The 14,010-nt window shown below is 69.3% G+C and carries 13 protein-coding genes; 6 read left to right on the top strand and 7 right to left on the bottom strand.

The window, feature by feature from the left end:
• Nucleotides 1-54 precede the first annotated feature (54 nt).
• The 3 genes from EV653_RS32320 (at nucleotide 55) to EV653_RS32310 (ending at nucleotide 3,085) form a co-directional block, all read left to right on the top strand.
• The gene (locus EV653_RS32320) at nucleotides 55-600 is read left to right on the top strand and encodes a GNAT family N-acetyltransferase (RefSeq protein ID WP_134108508.1); all 546 of its coding nucleotides are present in this window, start codon (nucleotides 55-57) and stop codon (nucleotides 598-600) included.
• Nucleotides 601-618: 18 nt separating this feature from the next.
• Nucleotides 619-1,776 (top strand): glycogen synthase, encoded by a 1,158-nt coding sequence (gene glgA / locus EV653_RS32315; RefSeq protein ID WP_134108506.1) that lies wholly within the window; start codon nucleotides 619-621, stop codon nucleotides 1,774-1,776.
• A 70-nt stretch (nucleotides 1,777-1,846) separates the two neighbouring features.
• Complete coding sequence (locus EV653_RS32310) at nucleotides 1,847-3,085, top strand: hypothetical protein (protein WP_134108504.1); 1,239 nt, start codon at nucleotides 1,847-1,849, stop codon at nucleotides 3,083-3,085.
• A gap of 27 nt (nucleotides 3,086-3,112) precedes the next feature.
• On the opposite strand, the gene EV653_RS32305 is transcribed toward EV653_RS32310, so the two are convergent.
• The 4 genes from EV653_RS32305 to EV653_RS32290 form a co-directional block, all read right to left on the bottom strand.
• Nucleotides 3,113-3,481: an MmyB family transcriptional regulator gene (locus EV653_RS32305; protein WP_134108502.1), complete on the bottom strand. Its 369-nt coding sequence runs from the start codon at nucleotides 3,479-3,481 to the stop codon at nucleotides 3,113-3,115.
• Between the two features lie 175 nt (nucleotides 3,482-3,656).
• Nucleotides 3,657-4,610, bottom strand: a complete 954-nt coding sequence (locus EV653_RS32300; protein ID WP_134108500.1) for a type IV toxin-antitoxin system AbiEi family antitoxin domain-containing protein — start codon at nucleotides 4,608-4,610, stop codon at nucleotides 3,657-3,659.
• A gap of 153 nt (nucleotides 4,611-4,763) precedes the next feature.
• A complete protein-coding gene (locus tag EV653_RS32295; RefSeq protein ID WP_238160575.1) occupies nucleotides 4,764-6,215 on the bottom strand; it encodes a leucyl aminopeptidase family protein in 1,452 nt (483 codons plus the stop codon).
• Between the two features lie 221 nt (nucleotides 6,216-6,436).
• Complete coding sequence (locus EV653_RS32290; protein ID WP_012923066.1) at nucleotides 6,437-6,604, bottom strand: DUF3117 domain-containing protein; 168 nt, start codon at nucleotides 6,602-6,604, stop codon at nucleotides 6,437-6,439.
• Nucleotides 6,605-6,769: 165 nt separating this feature from the next.
• On the opposite strand from EV653_RS32290, the gene EV653_RS32285 reads away from it, so the two are divergent.
• The 3 genes from EV653_RS32285 to EV653_RS32275 all read left to right on the top strand — a co-directional run bounded on the left by EV653_RS32285 (nucleotide 6,770) and on the right by EV653_RS32275 (nucleotide 10,716).
• Nucleotides 6,770-7,600, top strand: coding sequence for a PaaX family transcriptional regulator (locus EV653_RS32285; protein WP_134108496.1), 831 nt, complete (start codon nucleotides 6,770-6,772; stop codon nucleotides 7,598-7,600).
• 32 nt (nucleotides 7,601-7,632) lie between these two features.
• Nucleotides 7,633-8,424 (top strand): enoyl-CoA hydratase/isomerase family protein, encoded by a 792-nt coding sequence (locus EV653_RS32280; protein WP_134108494.1) that lies wholly within the window; start codon nucleotides 7,633-7,635, stop codon nucleotides 8,422-8,424.
• 162 nt (nucleotides 8,425-8,586) lie between these two features.
• On the top strand, nucleotides 8,587-10,716 hold the full coding sequence (locus tag EV653_RS32275; RefSeq protein ID WP_134108492.1) for an alpha/beta hydrolase-fold protein: 2,130 nt from the start codon (nucleotides 8,587-8,589) through the stop codon (nucleotides 10,714-10,716).
• 191 nt (nucleotides 10,717-10,907) lie between these two features.
• Here the strand turns inward: EV653_RS32275 and EV653_RS32270 are convergent, their stop codons facing one another.
• The 3 genes from EV653_RS32270 to EV653_RS32260 all read right to left on the bottom strand — a co-directional run bounded on the left by EV653_RS32270 (nucleotide 10,908) and on the right by EV653_RS32260 (nucleotide 13,979).
• A complete protein-coding gene (locus tag EV653_RS32270; protein WP_134108490.1) occupies nucleotides 10,908-11,468 on the bottom strand; it encodes a DNA-3-methyladenine glycosylase I in 561 nt (186 codons plus the stop codon).
• 124 nt (nucleotides 11,469-11,592) lie between these two features.
• A complete protein-coding gene (locus EV653_RS32265) occupies nucleotides 11,593-12,033 on the bottom strand; it encodes an SRPBCC family protein (protein WP_134108488.1) in 441 nt (146 codons plus the stop codon).
• Entirely contained in the window at nucleotides 12,033-13,979 is a 1,947-nt protein-coding gene (locus EV653_RS32260) for a DivIVA domain-containing protein (protein ID WP_238160648.1), read from the bottom strand. Before EV653_RS32260 ends, EV653_RS32265 begins: the two co-directional genes overlap by 1 nt.
• Nucleotides 13,980-14,010: the final 31 nt, after the last annotated feature.

Below are 14,010 nucleotides of genomic sequence, written 5' to 3'. Positions count from 1 at the left end.
TAGCTCCGAGAGCCCGAAGGCATAAGCGCTTGCGAGTGTCGCGACACTGTAAAGATGCCGATCCTCGTCGTACCGACCACTGCCGTTCACCGATCGTTCCTCGCGGCCTGGGACGAGCTCGGTCCGGACGGGGAGCGGTGGATGGGTGCGCGGTCGATCGCCGCCGACGACGAGGAGTGGACCCGGCAGCAGGCGGCCGACCCGGCGGAGTTCCACCGGCTGGTCGAGGCGATCAAGGCCGAGGCGGACCCCGCGACCGAGCTGCCGCCGGGACTCGTGCACCAGACCGTGCTGTGGTTCGTCGACGGCATCGAGTTCCTCGGCCGGCTGTCGATCCGGCACTGGCTAACCCCGGCTTTGCTCGAGGTGGCCGGCCACATCGGGTACTGCGTCCGCCCGTCCGCGCGGCGCAAGGGGTACGCGACCCAGATGCTGACCCAGTCGCTGCCGATCGCGGCCGCCCTGGACATCGAGCCGGCGCTCGTCACCTGCGACGCCGGGAACGTCGGTTCGCGCAAGGTGATCGAGGCAGCCGGCGGCGAACTGGAAGACGAACGACACGGAAAGCTGAGGTTCTGGGTGCCGACACACGTCGCCTGATGACTTATCGTCGGGCCCATGAAGGTCGCCATCCTGACGCGTGAGTACCCACCGGATGTGTACGGCGGGGCGGGGGTGCATGTGGACTTCCTGGTCCGCGAGCTCCGCCGGCTGATCGACGTGGACGTGCAGTGCATGGGCGAGCCCAGGCCGGGCGCGACCGCGCACTCCGAGGACGACCCGCGGATGCCGGGTGCGAACGCGGCGCTGCGCATCCTGTCCACGGACCTCACGATGACGGCTGCCGTCGGGGACTCGCAGCTCGTGCACTCGCACACCTGGTACGCGAACATGGCCGGTCACTGGGCGAAGCTGCTGTACGGCGTACCGCACGTGGTGACCGCGCACTCGCTGGAGCCGCGTCGCCCGTGGAAGGCCGAGCAGCTCGGCGGCGGGTACCGGCTGTCCAGCTGGGCCGAGAAGACGGCGTACGAGGCGGCCGACGCGGTCGTCGCGGTGAGCCGCGGGATGCGGGACGACGTACTCGACTGCTACCCCTCGATCGACCCGTCGAAGGTGCACGTGATCTCGAACGGGATCGACGCGGACTTCTACCACCCGGACCCGTCGACCCACGTGCTCGAGCGGCTCGGGGTCGACCTGAATCGTCCGTACGTGACGTTCGTCGGCCGGATCACCCGGCAGAAGGGCGTGCCGCACCTGCTCCGCGCCGGCCTGCGCCTCGACCCGTCCGTGCAGCTCGTGCTGCTGGCCGGGGCGGCCGACACGGTCGAGCTGAAGGCCGAGACCGACGCGCTGATCGACGACCTGAAGATGGCTCGGGACGGCGTGTTCGTGGTCTCCGAGATGCTGCCGCGCGAGGAGGTCCGGCAGGTCCTCACGCACGCACTCGCGTTCTGCTGCCCGTCGATCTACGAGCCGCTGGGCATCGTCAACCTGGAGGCGATGGCCTGCGAGACCGCCGTCGTCGCGAGCGCGGTCGGCGGCATCCCCGAGGTCGTCGACGACGGCGTGACCGGCACCCTGGTCCCGTACGACGAGAACGACATCGACGCGTTCGAACGCGGCCTCGCGGACGGGATCAACGAGCTCGTCGACAACCCGGCGAAGGCCGAGGCGATGGGCAAGGCAGGGCGTGAGCGGGCGGTCTCGCAGTTCGGCTGGGACGCCGTCGCGGACCGGACGGTCCAGCTGTACACGAGCCTGCTCGGGTAGGAGAAACCCCACCCTCGGGACGGGTCTTCGCACCATTCTTCGGGTGGCGCTGCGGCGGTTGGCTTGAGGTATGACTTCTCGCCTGACACGGACCGTCGCCGCCACGCTGGCGACCGCCGCTCTGCTCACGTTCCCGCTGTCGGCATTCGGCGCCGTCAGTCAGCCGACGCTGTCCGAGGCCGCCGTCTCCAGCGTGCATGCCCGGCGCGGATCGGTGATCTCGGCGGTACCAGTCGCTCAGTTGACCGCGGCACAACTCAACGCGATGTCCGCCGACTTCCCCGGCACACCACCTGCGGCGTACGGCGTCACGGCGTACCGCTTGATCTATCGGACGATCGACCACGACGGGCGGCCGACGACCGCGAGCGGGATCGTCGTACTTCCGGACGGGCGTCGCGGCGCGCTGACGGTGGCGGAGTACCTGCACGGGACCAACCCCACGAAGACCGCGGCGGCCTCGGTGGACGACACCTCGACCGATCGGCTGGTCACGGCTCTGTTCGCTGGTCAGGGGCTGGTCGGTGTCGCGCCGGACTACCTCGGACTCGGGCTCGGTCCAGGCAAGCCGCCGTACCTCGACACCAAGACCGAGACGACCTCCTCGGGCGATCTGTTGCTCGCCGCACGGACCTTCGCGGCCAAGCACGGGATCGCGCTGAAGCGGGACGTGCTGGTGACCGGCTTCTCGCAGGGCGGGCGCGCGTCGATGGCCTTCGGCCGGGCGTTGAGCCGCGGTGAGGTGGGCTCGTTCCGCCTGGGCGCGATCCAGGCCGTCGCCGGTCCGTACGACCTGCTCGGCAGCGAGTTGCCGGCGGTCTTCACGGGTGGCGTGCTGCCCCCGACGGCGACCTTCTACCTCGGCTACCTGATCACCGCGTGGAACCGGACCGTCGGGCTGTACGACGATCCGCGCGAGGCGTTCCAGGCGCCGTACGCCGCGACGGTCGAAGGGCTGTTCGACGGCACGCACTCCGACGAGGACATCGTTGCCGCGCTCCCGGACGCGCCGCAGAAGCTGTTCACGCCGGCGTTCATCAAGCAGCTGCAGCACCCGACCGGCAAGCTGCTCCGGGCGGTCCGTGCAGCCGACCAGGTGTGTCGCGACTGGACGCCGCGGGTGCCGGTGCATCTCTACAGCGGCACGAAGGACACCGACGTGGTGGCCGCCAACGCCGACGCCTGTGCGGCGTCTTTGCGAGCACACGGCGCCGACGCGACAGTCCACTCCATGGGTCCGGTCGATCACACGGGTACGGCGTTCGCGGCGTACCCGGGAATCATCCGCGCGTTCAGCCGGTGGGCCTGAGCCCGGCGTACCGGACCCGGAGAAGTCTTAGTCCTTCGGGCGCGGGTCGTCCACGTTCGGTCCGAGCTCCGTGCGGAGGATCGCGACGCCCTCCTCGGTCAGGTCGTCGCAGTCGCTGCGCAGCTGACGACGGCGGGGATCGAGCGGTACTGCACTGAGCAGGTTGACCCCGACCTTGTAGTTCGGGGAGAACGCCACGCAGAGCGGGTTGACCGCAAGGCAGTCGGTGTACTTGTTCTCCACGTACGCCGGATTGTTGCCCAGCCCCCCGATCAGCTCCAGGATGCTTGCAGTGCAGGTCCACGAGAACCTCGAGCGCCTGGGCCTCGACGTACTCGACGTGGTCAACCTCCGCACCCCGCCCACGACGGCGCCAGCGACGGAGTCGATCGCCACTGCGTTCACCTCCCCCGGCCCTCCCCCGCCCTGCCGCGCGCCGCCGTCTGGTGGGTAAACCCATCCGTCTGTGGGTTGGCCAACCAGAATCCGATTGGCCAACCCACAGCCTGGTGGGTGAACCAACCAGAGTTGGGGCAGACCGCGATGAGGCGTGGCGCTGGCTGGCGGCGGGTCAGCCGGCCAGGCGAGTACTGCGGGAGCGGGCGAACGCATCCCGGATACGGCCGGCGGTGCGGTGTGGGCGAGCGAAATCGGCCCAGCCGGTCCGGACGAACTCGAATCCCATGCAGCGGAGCCGATCCTCCCTGTCCTTCTCCCGGATGAGCACGTCCGGGGACCCACCGGCGTACTTCAGGCGGCCATCGAACTCCACCACAGTGTTCTGGTCGGCAAAGAAGAAGTCGACGCGGGCGACGAAGCCGTCTTCGTCGTCGAAGGACACCTGCAGCTCGGGTGTCGGCAGTCCTTCGTTGTGCATCAACACCCGAAGACGCGTCTCGCCGACCGACTCGGATCTCGCATCGGCGAACGCCAGAGCCGAGCGAATCGCGGGACCGCCGGGCCAGTGTTCGGTGACATCGATCAGTCGGCGAAGCTCGTCGCGACTCACGTCCGGCCGGCGCAGCGCGGCGTCGGCGCTGATCACGGCGGCTTCGAACGATGTCCGACTGGCCGTCTCGACCACGGCGCGGGCTATCGAGGTGACTGCCCGTCCGTCGACCACAGCGATCTCCGACTGCTCGAGCAGCCCACGGTGGTGCCTGACCCCAGCTTTCAGCCCGGTGCGACCAGTCGTCCTGGTCAGTTGGACCTCGGCCAGGTCGACACCCCACACCGGTACGCCGTGCAGGAGCAGCGCGGAGTAATGGCTCGCGACCGCGGATTGCGGACGCATCGAGTTCATCGCCGCATGGACGAGTCGCCGGTGGCCGATGTCTTGCCGCTCCCACGGCGTGAGACCGCTCAGCTCGATCCGCTCGGCGTACTGGCCATATCGGACCCGCTCCCAGCGGCCGTCGGCAAGGCGTTCACGGATCTGCTCGAGGGTGTACCCGGCGGCCGTCGCCTGTGCAGTGCTGACGACGCCGCCTTGCAGGTCCGCAACCCGCTTCAACGCACGATTCACCGACCCAGCATCGCCCAAATCCCGCTCCCTCACGGCCCGCTCCACCAATCTGTGGATAGCCGCTCGTGGGTATACCCAGGCGAGTGTGGGTTGGCCAACCGGATTCCGGTTGGCCAACCCACAGGCAGGTGGGTGTACCCACCAAACCCGGGGTCAGCCGATGCCGGCGGTGGGCGCTTCGGCCGTCAGCCAGGTGGTGAGGAGGCGGGCGCCGGCGCCGGTCGCGCCGACGGAGTATTCGAACCGGTCGGCCGGGGACTCGGCGATCGACGAGAGGTCGAGGTGAGCCCAGGGGATGTCACCGGCGAAGGCCTTCAGGAACAGGGCGGCGGTGATGGAGCCGGGGCCCTTCGAGCTGTTGACCGAGTCGGCGATCGGGGTCGCGATCAGGTCCTCGTACTCCGGCGGCAGCGGCATCCGCCAGACCTCCTCGCCGGAGATCCGGCCGGCGTCGGCGAGGTTGTCGGCCAGCGCGTCGTCGGTCGCGAACATCCCGCCGTACAGCATCGCGCCGAGCGATACCTTGATCGCGCCGGTCAGCGTGGCGACGTCGACCAGCACGTCCGGCTTCAGCTCCTTGACGGCGTACGCGAGACCGTCGGCCATCACCAGCCGGCCCTCGGCGTCGGTGTTCTTGACCTCGGTGGTGCGGCCGCCGTAGTGCCGGATCACGTCGTCCGGGCGGTACGACGAACCGGACGGCATGTTCTCCGCGGAGCAGATGAGCCCCGTCACCCGAACGTTCGCGCCGAGTTCACGCAGCGCCGACATCGTCGCGATCACCGAACCGCCGCCGGTCATGTCGCGCTTCATCGACACCATGCCTTCGCGCGGCTTCAGCGACAGGCCGCCGGTGTCGTACGTGATGCCCTTGCCGACCAGCACGACGTACGGCGTCTTCTTGGTCGCGCCCGCCGGGACGTAGTCGAGGCGGATGAACCGCGGCGGCCGAGTGGAGCCTTGACCGACCGCGAGGATGCCGCCGAAGCCTTCTTCGGCAAGCTGCTTCTCGTCCCAGACCGTCACCTCGAGACCGGTCGCGGCGGCCACCTCGGTCGCTCGCGCGGCCATCCAGGCCGGGTCCTTCTCGTTGGACGGTGTGATCGCCAGCTGCCGCGCGAGCCAGCCGGTCCGGCCGACGACGATGCCGCGGTCGACGGCCGGCTGGCGCGCATCCGCCGTACCGTCGGTCAGGGTGACCTTGCCGACGGCCGGCTTGCCCGGGTCGACCGTCTTCAGCGTGTACGAGAACGAGCCGAGGACCACGCCCTCCGCGAACGCCTGCAGCGCCGCGTCATCGATGCCCTCGGCAACAACCGTGGTGAGCTCGTCCTTGCCGCGGCCGAACCGCGCGATCGCCGCACCGGCGTGTCGCAGGTCCTTCGGACTACCGTCGCCGGCTCCGACCAGCACGATCTCGGCCACCTCACCGGCCAGCAGCGGGTACGCCGCGACCGCGCCGGCGGACGCACTGAAGCCGGTCTCCTGCTGTACTTCGAGCAACCGGTCGAGGTCGACGCCGAGTCGCTCGCCGGCCTCCTTCGCGGCGGCCGGCAGACCGCTGTCGTCACCGACGACGATCACCCAGGTCGGGGAACCGTGCACCGGCAGACCGGGCTGCCAGGCAACGCCCGGAAGGCTGGGGAAAGGGGACGAACTGCTGCTGCGGCGAGCCACTAGGAGGACCTCACTGACGTTTGATCAAAGGAGGGTGCAACCGTAACGACCCCGGCCGGTGCCGGAAACGGCACCCACCGGGGTCGCAGGATTTGTCAGAGGTGCGTGGGATTCGGAGCCGGCCCCAAGGCACCCCGGGGAGAACCCGGTCAACCGACGACAGCCTTGAGCGCGTTCCCGAGCTCGGTCGCTTCGTCCGCGTTGAGCTCGACGACGAGCCGGCCGCCGCCCTCGAGCGGAACCCGCATCACGATCCCCCGGCCCTCCTTGGTGACCTCGAGCGGACCATCGCCCGTCCGCGGCTTCATCGCCGCCATGCGCGCACCCCTTCCCAGTGTCGGTGTTGAGCGACGACACCGCGCGGGGACCGTCGCCGGCGCCGTTGCGGTGATGCGCCGTCGGCGCGTATCGCAGTGTGTATCAGACCCCATTATTCCCGATCCCAGGCCAGAGCCGTGCACCATACGGCAGACTCGAGTCTTGTGCACGCCCGTTCAGCCCTCTTCGACCTGTACGGCGACCACCTGCGCGCGCGTGGCGCGCGGGCCCCGGTCGCGGCCCTGGTCCAGCTGCTCGCGCCGCTCGGCGTCCATCCGCCGGCGGTACGCACCGCCGTGTCGCGGATGGTCCGGCAGGGCTGGCTGGAGCCGGTCAGGATCGAAGGACAGCCCGGATACGCGCTGACGTCCCGGGCGCGTCGCAGGCTCGACGACGCCGCCGCCCGGATCTACCGGACCGCGCCGGACGGCACGCCGGTGGTCACCGGTTCCGAAGGCCCCGGCGACTGGGACCGGCACTGGCATCTGGGCATCCTGCGCGAGGTCCCGAACGCACGCCGCCGCGAGCAGCTGGCGAGCCAACTCGCCTTCCTGGGTTGGGCTCCGCTGTCCGACGGCGCCTGGGTCGGACTGCGCAACGACGCCGAGGTCGACCAGATTCTCGGCATGGAAGGGATCGCTGCGGACCGGTTCCGCGCGCCGGTCGACGACGGCGCCGTCGAGTTCGCCCGGCGGGTCTGGAAACTCGACGAGCTCGGCGCGTCGTACGACGCCTGGCTGATCGAGGCGAAGGCGCTGGTCGACCAGGCGGGGCGGGAGTCGGCCGACGGCAACGGCGACGAGCACGCGTTCGCCGTACGGTCGGAACTGGTGCACGAGTGGCGCAAGTTCCTGTTCCGCGATCCGGGGCTGCCGGACGAGCTGCTGCCCGCCGACTGGGCCGGGACCAGGGCGGCCGAGTTCTTCGATTTCCACGCCGAACGACTGGGCCCCGCGGCCGGGCGTTTCGTCGACAACTGCCTGACACTGCACTGAAATTCTCACCGACAGTCAAGGAGCTGACCACGATGAGTGACTCCGTTGTCTACGCCGTCGCCGACGGCGTGGCCACCATCACCCTGAACCGGCCGGACGCGATGAACTCGCTCGACACGCCGACGAAGGTTCTGCTCCGGGACACGATCCAGACCGCCGCCGAGGATCCGGCCGTCCGCGTCGTCGTACTGACCGGGACCGGGCGGGCGTTCTGCGTCGGACAGGACCTCAAGGAGCACATCGGGCTGCTGCAGGCCAACGACCAGGCGGCGCTGTGGAGCACGGTGCCGGACCACTACGCGCCGATCGCGCTGGCCCTGGCCGAGATGCCGAAGCCGGTCGTTGCGGCGGTCAACGGCGTGGCGGCGGGCGCCGGCGCGTCGATGGCCTTCGCGTGCGACTTCCGGGTGGTGGCCGACACCGCCGGTTTCAATCTCGCCTTCACCGGGATCGCGTTGTCGTGCGACACGGGGATCTCGTGGACGCTGCCCCGGCTGATCGGTCGCGCCAAGGCACTCGAGTTGCTGTACTTCCCGCGGACCATCCCCGCCGCCGAGTCGCTCGACCTCGGGCTGGCGACGTCCGTCGTACCCGCCGCTGAGCTGGAGTCGTCGATCGCCGAGCTGGCCGGCAAGCTCGCCAAGGGACCGACGGTCGCCTACGGCGCGGTGCGCCAGTCGGTCAACTACTCGGCGACTCACACGCTGGCCGAGTCACTCGCCTTCGAGGCGGGGCAGATGCAGCTCACCGGCGCCACCGAAGACCACCACAACGCCGTTGCCTCGTTCGTCGCGAAAGAGAAGCCCACGTTCACCGGTCGCTAACGACGGGAGGTAGTGGCCTCCATCGGACAACTCGCGCCTCCGCCCCGCGGAGCGGATCGTCGTGATCGGCACTACATCCTGTCGTTAGCTGCGCGCGCCCTTCTGGCACTAGCTGCGCGCCGCCTCTTGTAATCGTTTACGTAAGCGATTACAACCTGAGCTGTGAGGAAACTGCTGCTGCCTGCCCTGACCGCCGCCACGCTGGTCGGGAGCTTCGTCGTGCCCGGGTCCGCTGCCATGCCTGCTGGGTCCGCCGGGTCCCCTGTGCCTGCTGTCGAGCCGGGAGTGATCAAGTCCGCCGCTGTGCGGTCCGCAACGCTCGGCGAGGACATCAACTACAACGTCTACCTGCCGGCCGGGTACGACGCGTCCGCGCGCCGATACCCCGTCGTCTACCTGCTGCACGGGCGCGGCGACTCGATGAGTGCCTGGACGCAGGTGAAGAGCCGGCTCGACGAGCTGATCGGCGTCGGCGAGATCCCGCCGACGATCGCGGTCATGCCCGACGCGCCGTGGAGCAGCCGGGCCAGCTGGTACGTCGACTCGGCATACACGGGCAGCGACCCGGCGCGGCCGGTGGAGACCGCGTTCTTCCGGGATTTCGTGCCGCAGATCGATGCGACGTACCGGACGATCGCGGACCGCAGCGGGCGGGCGATCGCCGGCTACTCCATGGGCGGCGCGGGTGCGCTGCGGTACTCGCTGGCGCATCCGGAGGTCTTCGGCGCGGCGATCGCGCTGAGTCCGGCGGTGTACTTCCCGTTGCCGCCGGCCGATTCGAGCACCCGCGATTTCGGTGCCTTCGGCAAGGGTAAGGACCCGTTCGTCGAGGCGACCTACCTGAAACTGAACTGGCCGGCCGCGCTGAAGTCGTTCTCGGCGACCGGGCTGAAGTCGCATCTGTACATCGCGGTCGGCGACGACGAGTACAAGAACCCCAAGGCGATCGACGCCACCCACGACCTCGACTTCGAGGCCCACGTCGTGTTCAACCAGGCCTCGCGGGTGCCGAACCTCACGTCGGAGTTCCGCGTCGTCGACGGCGGGCACGACTGGGACGTGTGGGGACCGACGTTCGCCGAAGGCGCGAGGTACATCTTCCGCTACATCGGCAAGCCGCCGGCCGTCCCGATGCACGCCGCCATGACGGGTACGGCGGGCGACGACCGCGCCGGCGGGATCGCGACTGATGCCTCAGGCAACGTTTATCAGGCGGTCGCGGTGGCCGGCTCGCTCGACGGGCAGCCGTACGCGGGCGGGACGGATGTGGCGCTGATCAAGTACCGGGCGGACGGTTCGCGGGAGTGGACGCGGTCACTCGGGACGAGCGGGACCGAACGCGCGTACGGCGTTGCTGTGGACGCGGACGGGCGCGTTGTGGTGACCGGGTACACGAACGGCGATCTGGACGGCACGCATACCGGAAACGCTACGGACGATGGGTTCGTGGCGCAGTACGACGCTGATGGGAATCGACGGTGGCTGACGCAGTTCGGCGTACCAGGCGTGGCGGATCGCAGCTACTCGGTGACGGTGTCCGGGACCGATGTCTATGTCGGCGGCTACACGAAGGGCGCGTTGGACGGGGCGAATCAGGGCGACAAGGATGTATTCGTTGCGCGGCTTGACGGTGACGGGCGACTGGTGTGGTTGCGGCAGACCGGAACTGCAGGCGAGGACAAGGGGATGGCTGTCGCGGTCTCCGACGGTTCGGTGTACCTGGGCGGAATGATGGCCGGCGACGGCGGCGTCGACGGCCTCCTCGCTCGCTACTCAACCGACGGAGCTCCGATGTGGGTGAAGCAGCTCGGCACTCCCGCAGCGGATGAGGTGTGGGCAATCACCGCAGACCCCGACGGCGGCGTCTACCTCGCCGGTTACACCGCGGGCGACTTCGCCGGAACACTCAACGGCGACAAGGATTTCCTGATCGCCCGCGCCGATTCCGACGGCAACTTGACCTGGCGCGACCAGCTCGGCACGTCCACCAACGACAAGGCCGCCGCGGTGGCGGTCGACCCCGCGGGCAATCTCTACGTTGCAGGCTTCACCGATGGCTCGTTGGAGACGCCGCTCGGCAAGTTCGACGGCGTGCTGACGAAGTACTCACCTGACCACACCCGCAGCTGGACCCGCCAGTTCGGTACGGCGGACGACGATGCTGCGGATGCCTTCGCCGAAGCCAATCTCTACCTCACCGTCACACCGACGGGCACGCAGTTGAGTGGGCTGTCCGGAACGGATGTGTTCCGAACAGCCTTCACCTCGGACGGCTCCAACACCTTGCCGTAGAACGTTTGGTGGGCTCCCAGACCGCGTTCCGGCCGGGCGAGTCACGGCCGGACAACCACCTGACAGTCGGGGAGCCCGCTGAACACCTCATCACGTTCAGTGCCCGGTGCACAACTCGTTCAGCCGTTTGTGTTTGCGTTTTGCCAAAGAGCCTTTTGCAGATGCAGAAGGCAGCTGCACGTGCACGAGATTCAGCGCGCGATACAGGTCTTCAAGTGGTCGTTCACGATGCCTGTCGCCTGCATCAACGCGTACGCCGTGGTGGGTCCGACGAAGACGAAACCCTTCTTCTTGAGGGCCTTCGACATGGCCACGGACTCGGGCGTCGTGGCGGGCACGTCGCCGAGTGTCCTGGGTGCCTTGTGCTTGGCCGGCTTGAACGACCAGAGCAGCTCGGTGAACTCGCCGTCGTCGAGCTCCAGCAACGCACGGGCGTTGTTGATCGTCGCGTTGATCTTCAGCCGGTTGCGGACGATGCCGGGGTCGGCCATCAGGCGGTCGAAGTCGGCGTCGTCGAACTTCGCGATCGTCTCCGGGTCGAAATGCGCGAACGCCGTACGGAAGTTCTCGCGTTTGCGAAGGATCGTGATCCACGACAGACCGGACTGGAACCCTTCGAGCGTCATCCGCTCGAACAACCCGACATCGGTGCGGATCTCCTTGCCCCACTCGTTGTCGTGATACTCCACGTACTCCGGTGCGGACGTCGCCCACCCACAGCGCGGCTGCCCATCCGGCCCAATCACGGTCATCGGATCTCCCGCGCCTGACTAGGGACCGGAGCGACCGAACCGACCCAAGCGACCGGAGCGACGAGGGAAGGACGGGCGGTGAAGCGCGACGACCCGCCGCGGCGGAGGCGTGGCATCAGTGGCGTCATGCCTGCACCTCTCGGAGCAGTCGCCGCAGCGAGACCCGCATCATCAGCTCGAACGCCGGTCGCGCGACGATCCACCCGAGCCGGCCGAGCGGCGGGTCGACATCCTCTTCCCAGGTGAAGACACTGCCGCTGGAGACGGGCGCGATCGTGAACGTTCCCGTGCCGCGGACGATCTTGCCGAGATGCTTCACCGTGCACTCGCGCGGCGGATCCCAGTGTGTGATGACCATGTCGTCAGTGAACCCGATGCCACCGACAGAAGTCCGCGCCGCGACCCCGCCGCCGACGCCGATCCCGTCGTTCTCAGTCCCCCAGACGCGGGTAAGCAGCATCCAGCGGGACTGGCGGTCCCAGTCCATCACGACGTCCCAGGCGGCCTCCGGCGACAGCCGCAGTACGACCGACGCCTCCGCGTGACAACTCCCCGTCCCGTCCATCAGCTGGGCCGCTGATAAGCGCCTTCATCGTCCTGCCCCGCCGGCGGCCAGAACCGCCACCCCTCCCCCTCACCCTGCTGCCCATCCTCCTGCTGGCGGCTGGACTGCTGAGTGTTGGCCTGCTGCGGGCTGGACTGCTGCGGGCTGGACACCTGCTGCTGCGGGTTGAGCTGCTGCTGGGCGGCGGCCTCCTGCTCGCGCACGACGTACTGCGAGTCCTGCGCTTGCGTCCAGTGCCGCCCGGGAGCCCCCTGCTCGCCCACCGCTTGCTCCCCATCAGCCGCCTGCTGCGGGTAGGACTGCTGCTGAGGCGCGGGCAGCTGCTGCTCCTGCACTACGTACTGCGACTCCTGCGCTTGCGTCCAGTGCGTTGCCGGAGCGGCCTGCTCGCCCGCCGCCTGCTCTCCATCAGCCGCCTGCTGCGGGTAGGACTGCTGCTGAGGCGCAGACGACTGCTGCTCCTGCACTACGTACTGCGAGTCCTGCGCCTGCGTCCAGTGCGTTGCCGGAGCGGCCTGCTCGCCCGCCGCCTGCTGGCCGTCAGCCGACTGCGGTGGAACCGCTGCCTGCGTCCAGTGCGTCACCGGGGCGGCCTGCTCGGCCTGGGGGTGCTGCACGTCAGCCGACTGTTGCGGCAGCACCTGCTGCTGCGGCTCAGGCGCCTGGGTCCAGTGCGCCGCGGGAGCGGGCTGCTCGGCCGCGGCTGGCTGTGTGTTGGCTGACTGCTGGCTGGAGGCGTGGAGCGGCGGCTGCTGTGCTGACTGCTGCGCACGGGCCGACGGAGCCTGCTCCTCCGGCGACTGCTGATCGGCAGCCTGCGACTGTCGATCCGGCCACTGCTCGGCAGCAGCCTGCAGCGACTGCTGCGCGGCAGCCTGTGGCGACTGTCGATCCGGCCACTGCTCGGCGGCAGCCTGTGGTGACTGCTGGGCGGCAGCCTGTGGCGACTGTCGATCCGGCCACTGCTCGGCGGCAGCCTGTGGTGACTGCTGGGCGGCAGCCTGTGGCGACTGCCGGTCCGGCGAGTGCTCGCCGGACGCCAGGGGCGGCTGCTCGTCTTGCGGCTGCTGCTGTGGGGGTGCTGAGTGGGGTGTGGCGGGAGTGCGGCGGGGAGTGACCGGCTGGGACTGTGCCTCCAGGAGGGCGCGAGCCTCGGCTTGGAGCCGTTCGTACTCGTCGGCGGCTGCTTCGTGCCTCGTCCGCGGCAGTTCAGAAGTCTCCGGCTCGTGGTCGTCCGCACCCTCGGCAGCTGCCCCGTGCGCCACCCCGTACGACGCCCCGGAGGCCGCCCGGGACTCAACCCCGGAAGCAGCCCCGGCACCTGCCGCGGACTCAGCCTCGGACTCAGCCCCAGGTCCAGCCCCGGACTCAGTCCCGGAACGTGCCCCGGACTCAGCCTCGGACTCAGCCCCAGGTCCAGCCCCGGACCCGGCCCCAGACCCGGCCTGCGCTTCGGCAGTCGGCGGCGTCTCGGTGGGAGCTGCCGGCGTGGCGACCTGCGGGACCTCAGCAGGGGAATCCTTCGCCCCAGGCTCGTCGGCCGCGGGCTTGGCGACGGGGAAATCGCCGCCGACGAGGATCGGCTGGTGGGGACCGGTGTCCTCGAACTCCGACGCGTCGTACGGCGACTTCGACGAGAAGCCGGCACCGTCCGGCGCCTCGACGATCGGCGCGACCGCGCGCTCCAGGTCCGCGATCCGTCGGTCGCGCTCAGCGACCTCTTTCGCGACCCGTTCGAGGAGCGTGTCGACCTCGTCCATCCGGTAGCCGCGCACCCCGACGGCGAACCGCGCCGACTCGATATCCGTCGACGTCAGCGCCTGCCGTGCGGGCACGGTCATGTCGGGCCGGTCGTCGTACGCCGTGCTCATGGCACCCCAACGACCCGAGGCGACTACCGCGACAGCCCCGATCAACAGCACGACGATCAGCCCGAAGAACCACATCACGGGTCCGATCGTGCCATGCCGTCCGAGT

This window comes from Kribbella pratensis (assembly GCF_004365355.1).
In the GTDB taxonomy this organism is placed as follows: Bacteria; Actinomycetota; Actinomycetes; order Propionibacteriales; family Kribbellaceae; genus Kribbella.
The sequence above is the reverse complement of the archived record's forward strand: the minus strand, read 5'-3'. Positions and strand labels throughout refer to the sequence as shown.

What these genes read in the sequence shown, in the direction of transcription:
- glgA (WP_134108506.1), top strand. Translation starts at nt 619, where the DNA reads ATGAAGGTCGCCATCCTGACGCGTGAGTACCCACCGGATGTGTACGGC.
- EV653_RS32320 (WP_134108508.1), top strand. Translation starts at nt 55, where the DNA reads ATGCCGATCCTCGTCGTACCGACCACTGCCGTTCACCGATCGTTCCTC.
- EV653_RS32290 (WP_012923066.1), bottom strand. Translation starts at nt 6,604, where the DNA reads ATGGCGGCGATGAAGCCGCGGACGGGCGATGGTCCGCTCGAGGTCACC.
- EV653_RS32270 (WP_134108490.1), bottom strand. Translation starts at nt 11,468, where the DNA reads ATGACCGTGATTGGGCCGGATGGGCAGCCGCGCTGTGGGTGGGCGACG.
- EV653_RS32260 (WP_238160648.1), bottom strand. Translation starts at nt 13,979, where the DNA reads ATGTGGTTCTTCGGGCTGATCGTCGTGCTGTTGATCGGGGCTGTCGCG.
- EV653_RS32265 (WP_134108488.1), bottom strand. Translation starts at nt 12,033, where the DNA reads ATGGACGGGACGGGGAGTTGTCACGCGGAGGCGTCGGTCGTACTGCGG.
- EV653_RS32280 (WP_134108494.1), top strand. Translation starts at nt 7,633, where the DNA reads ATGAGTGACTCCGTTGTCTACGCCGTCGCCGACGGCGTGGCCACCATC.
- EV653_RS32310 (WP_134108504.1), top strand. Translation starts at nt 1,847, where the DNA reads ATGACTTCTCGCCTGACACGGACCGTCGCCGCCACGCTGGCGACCGCC.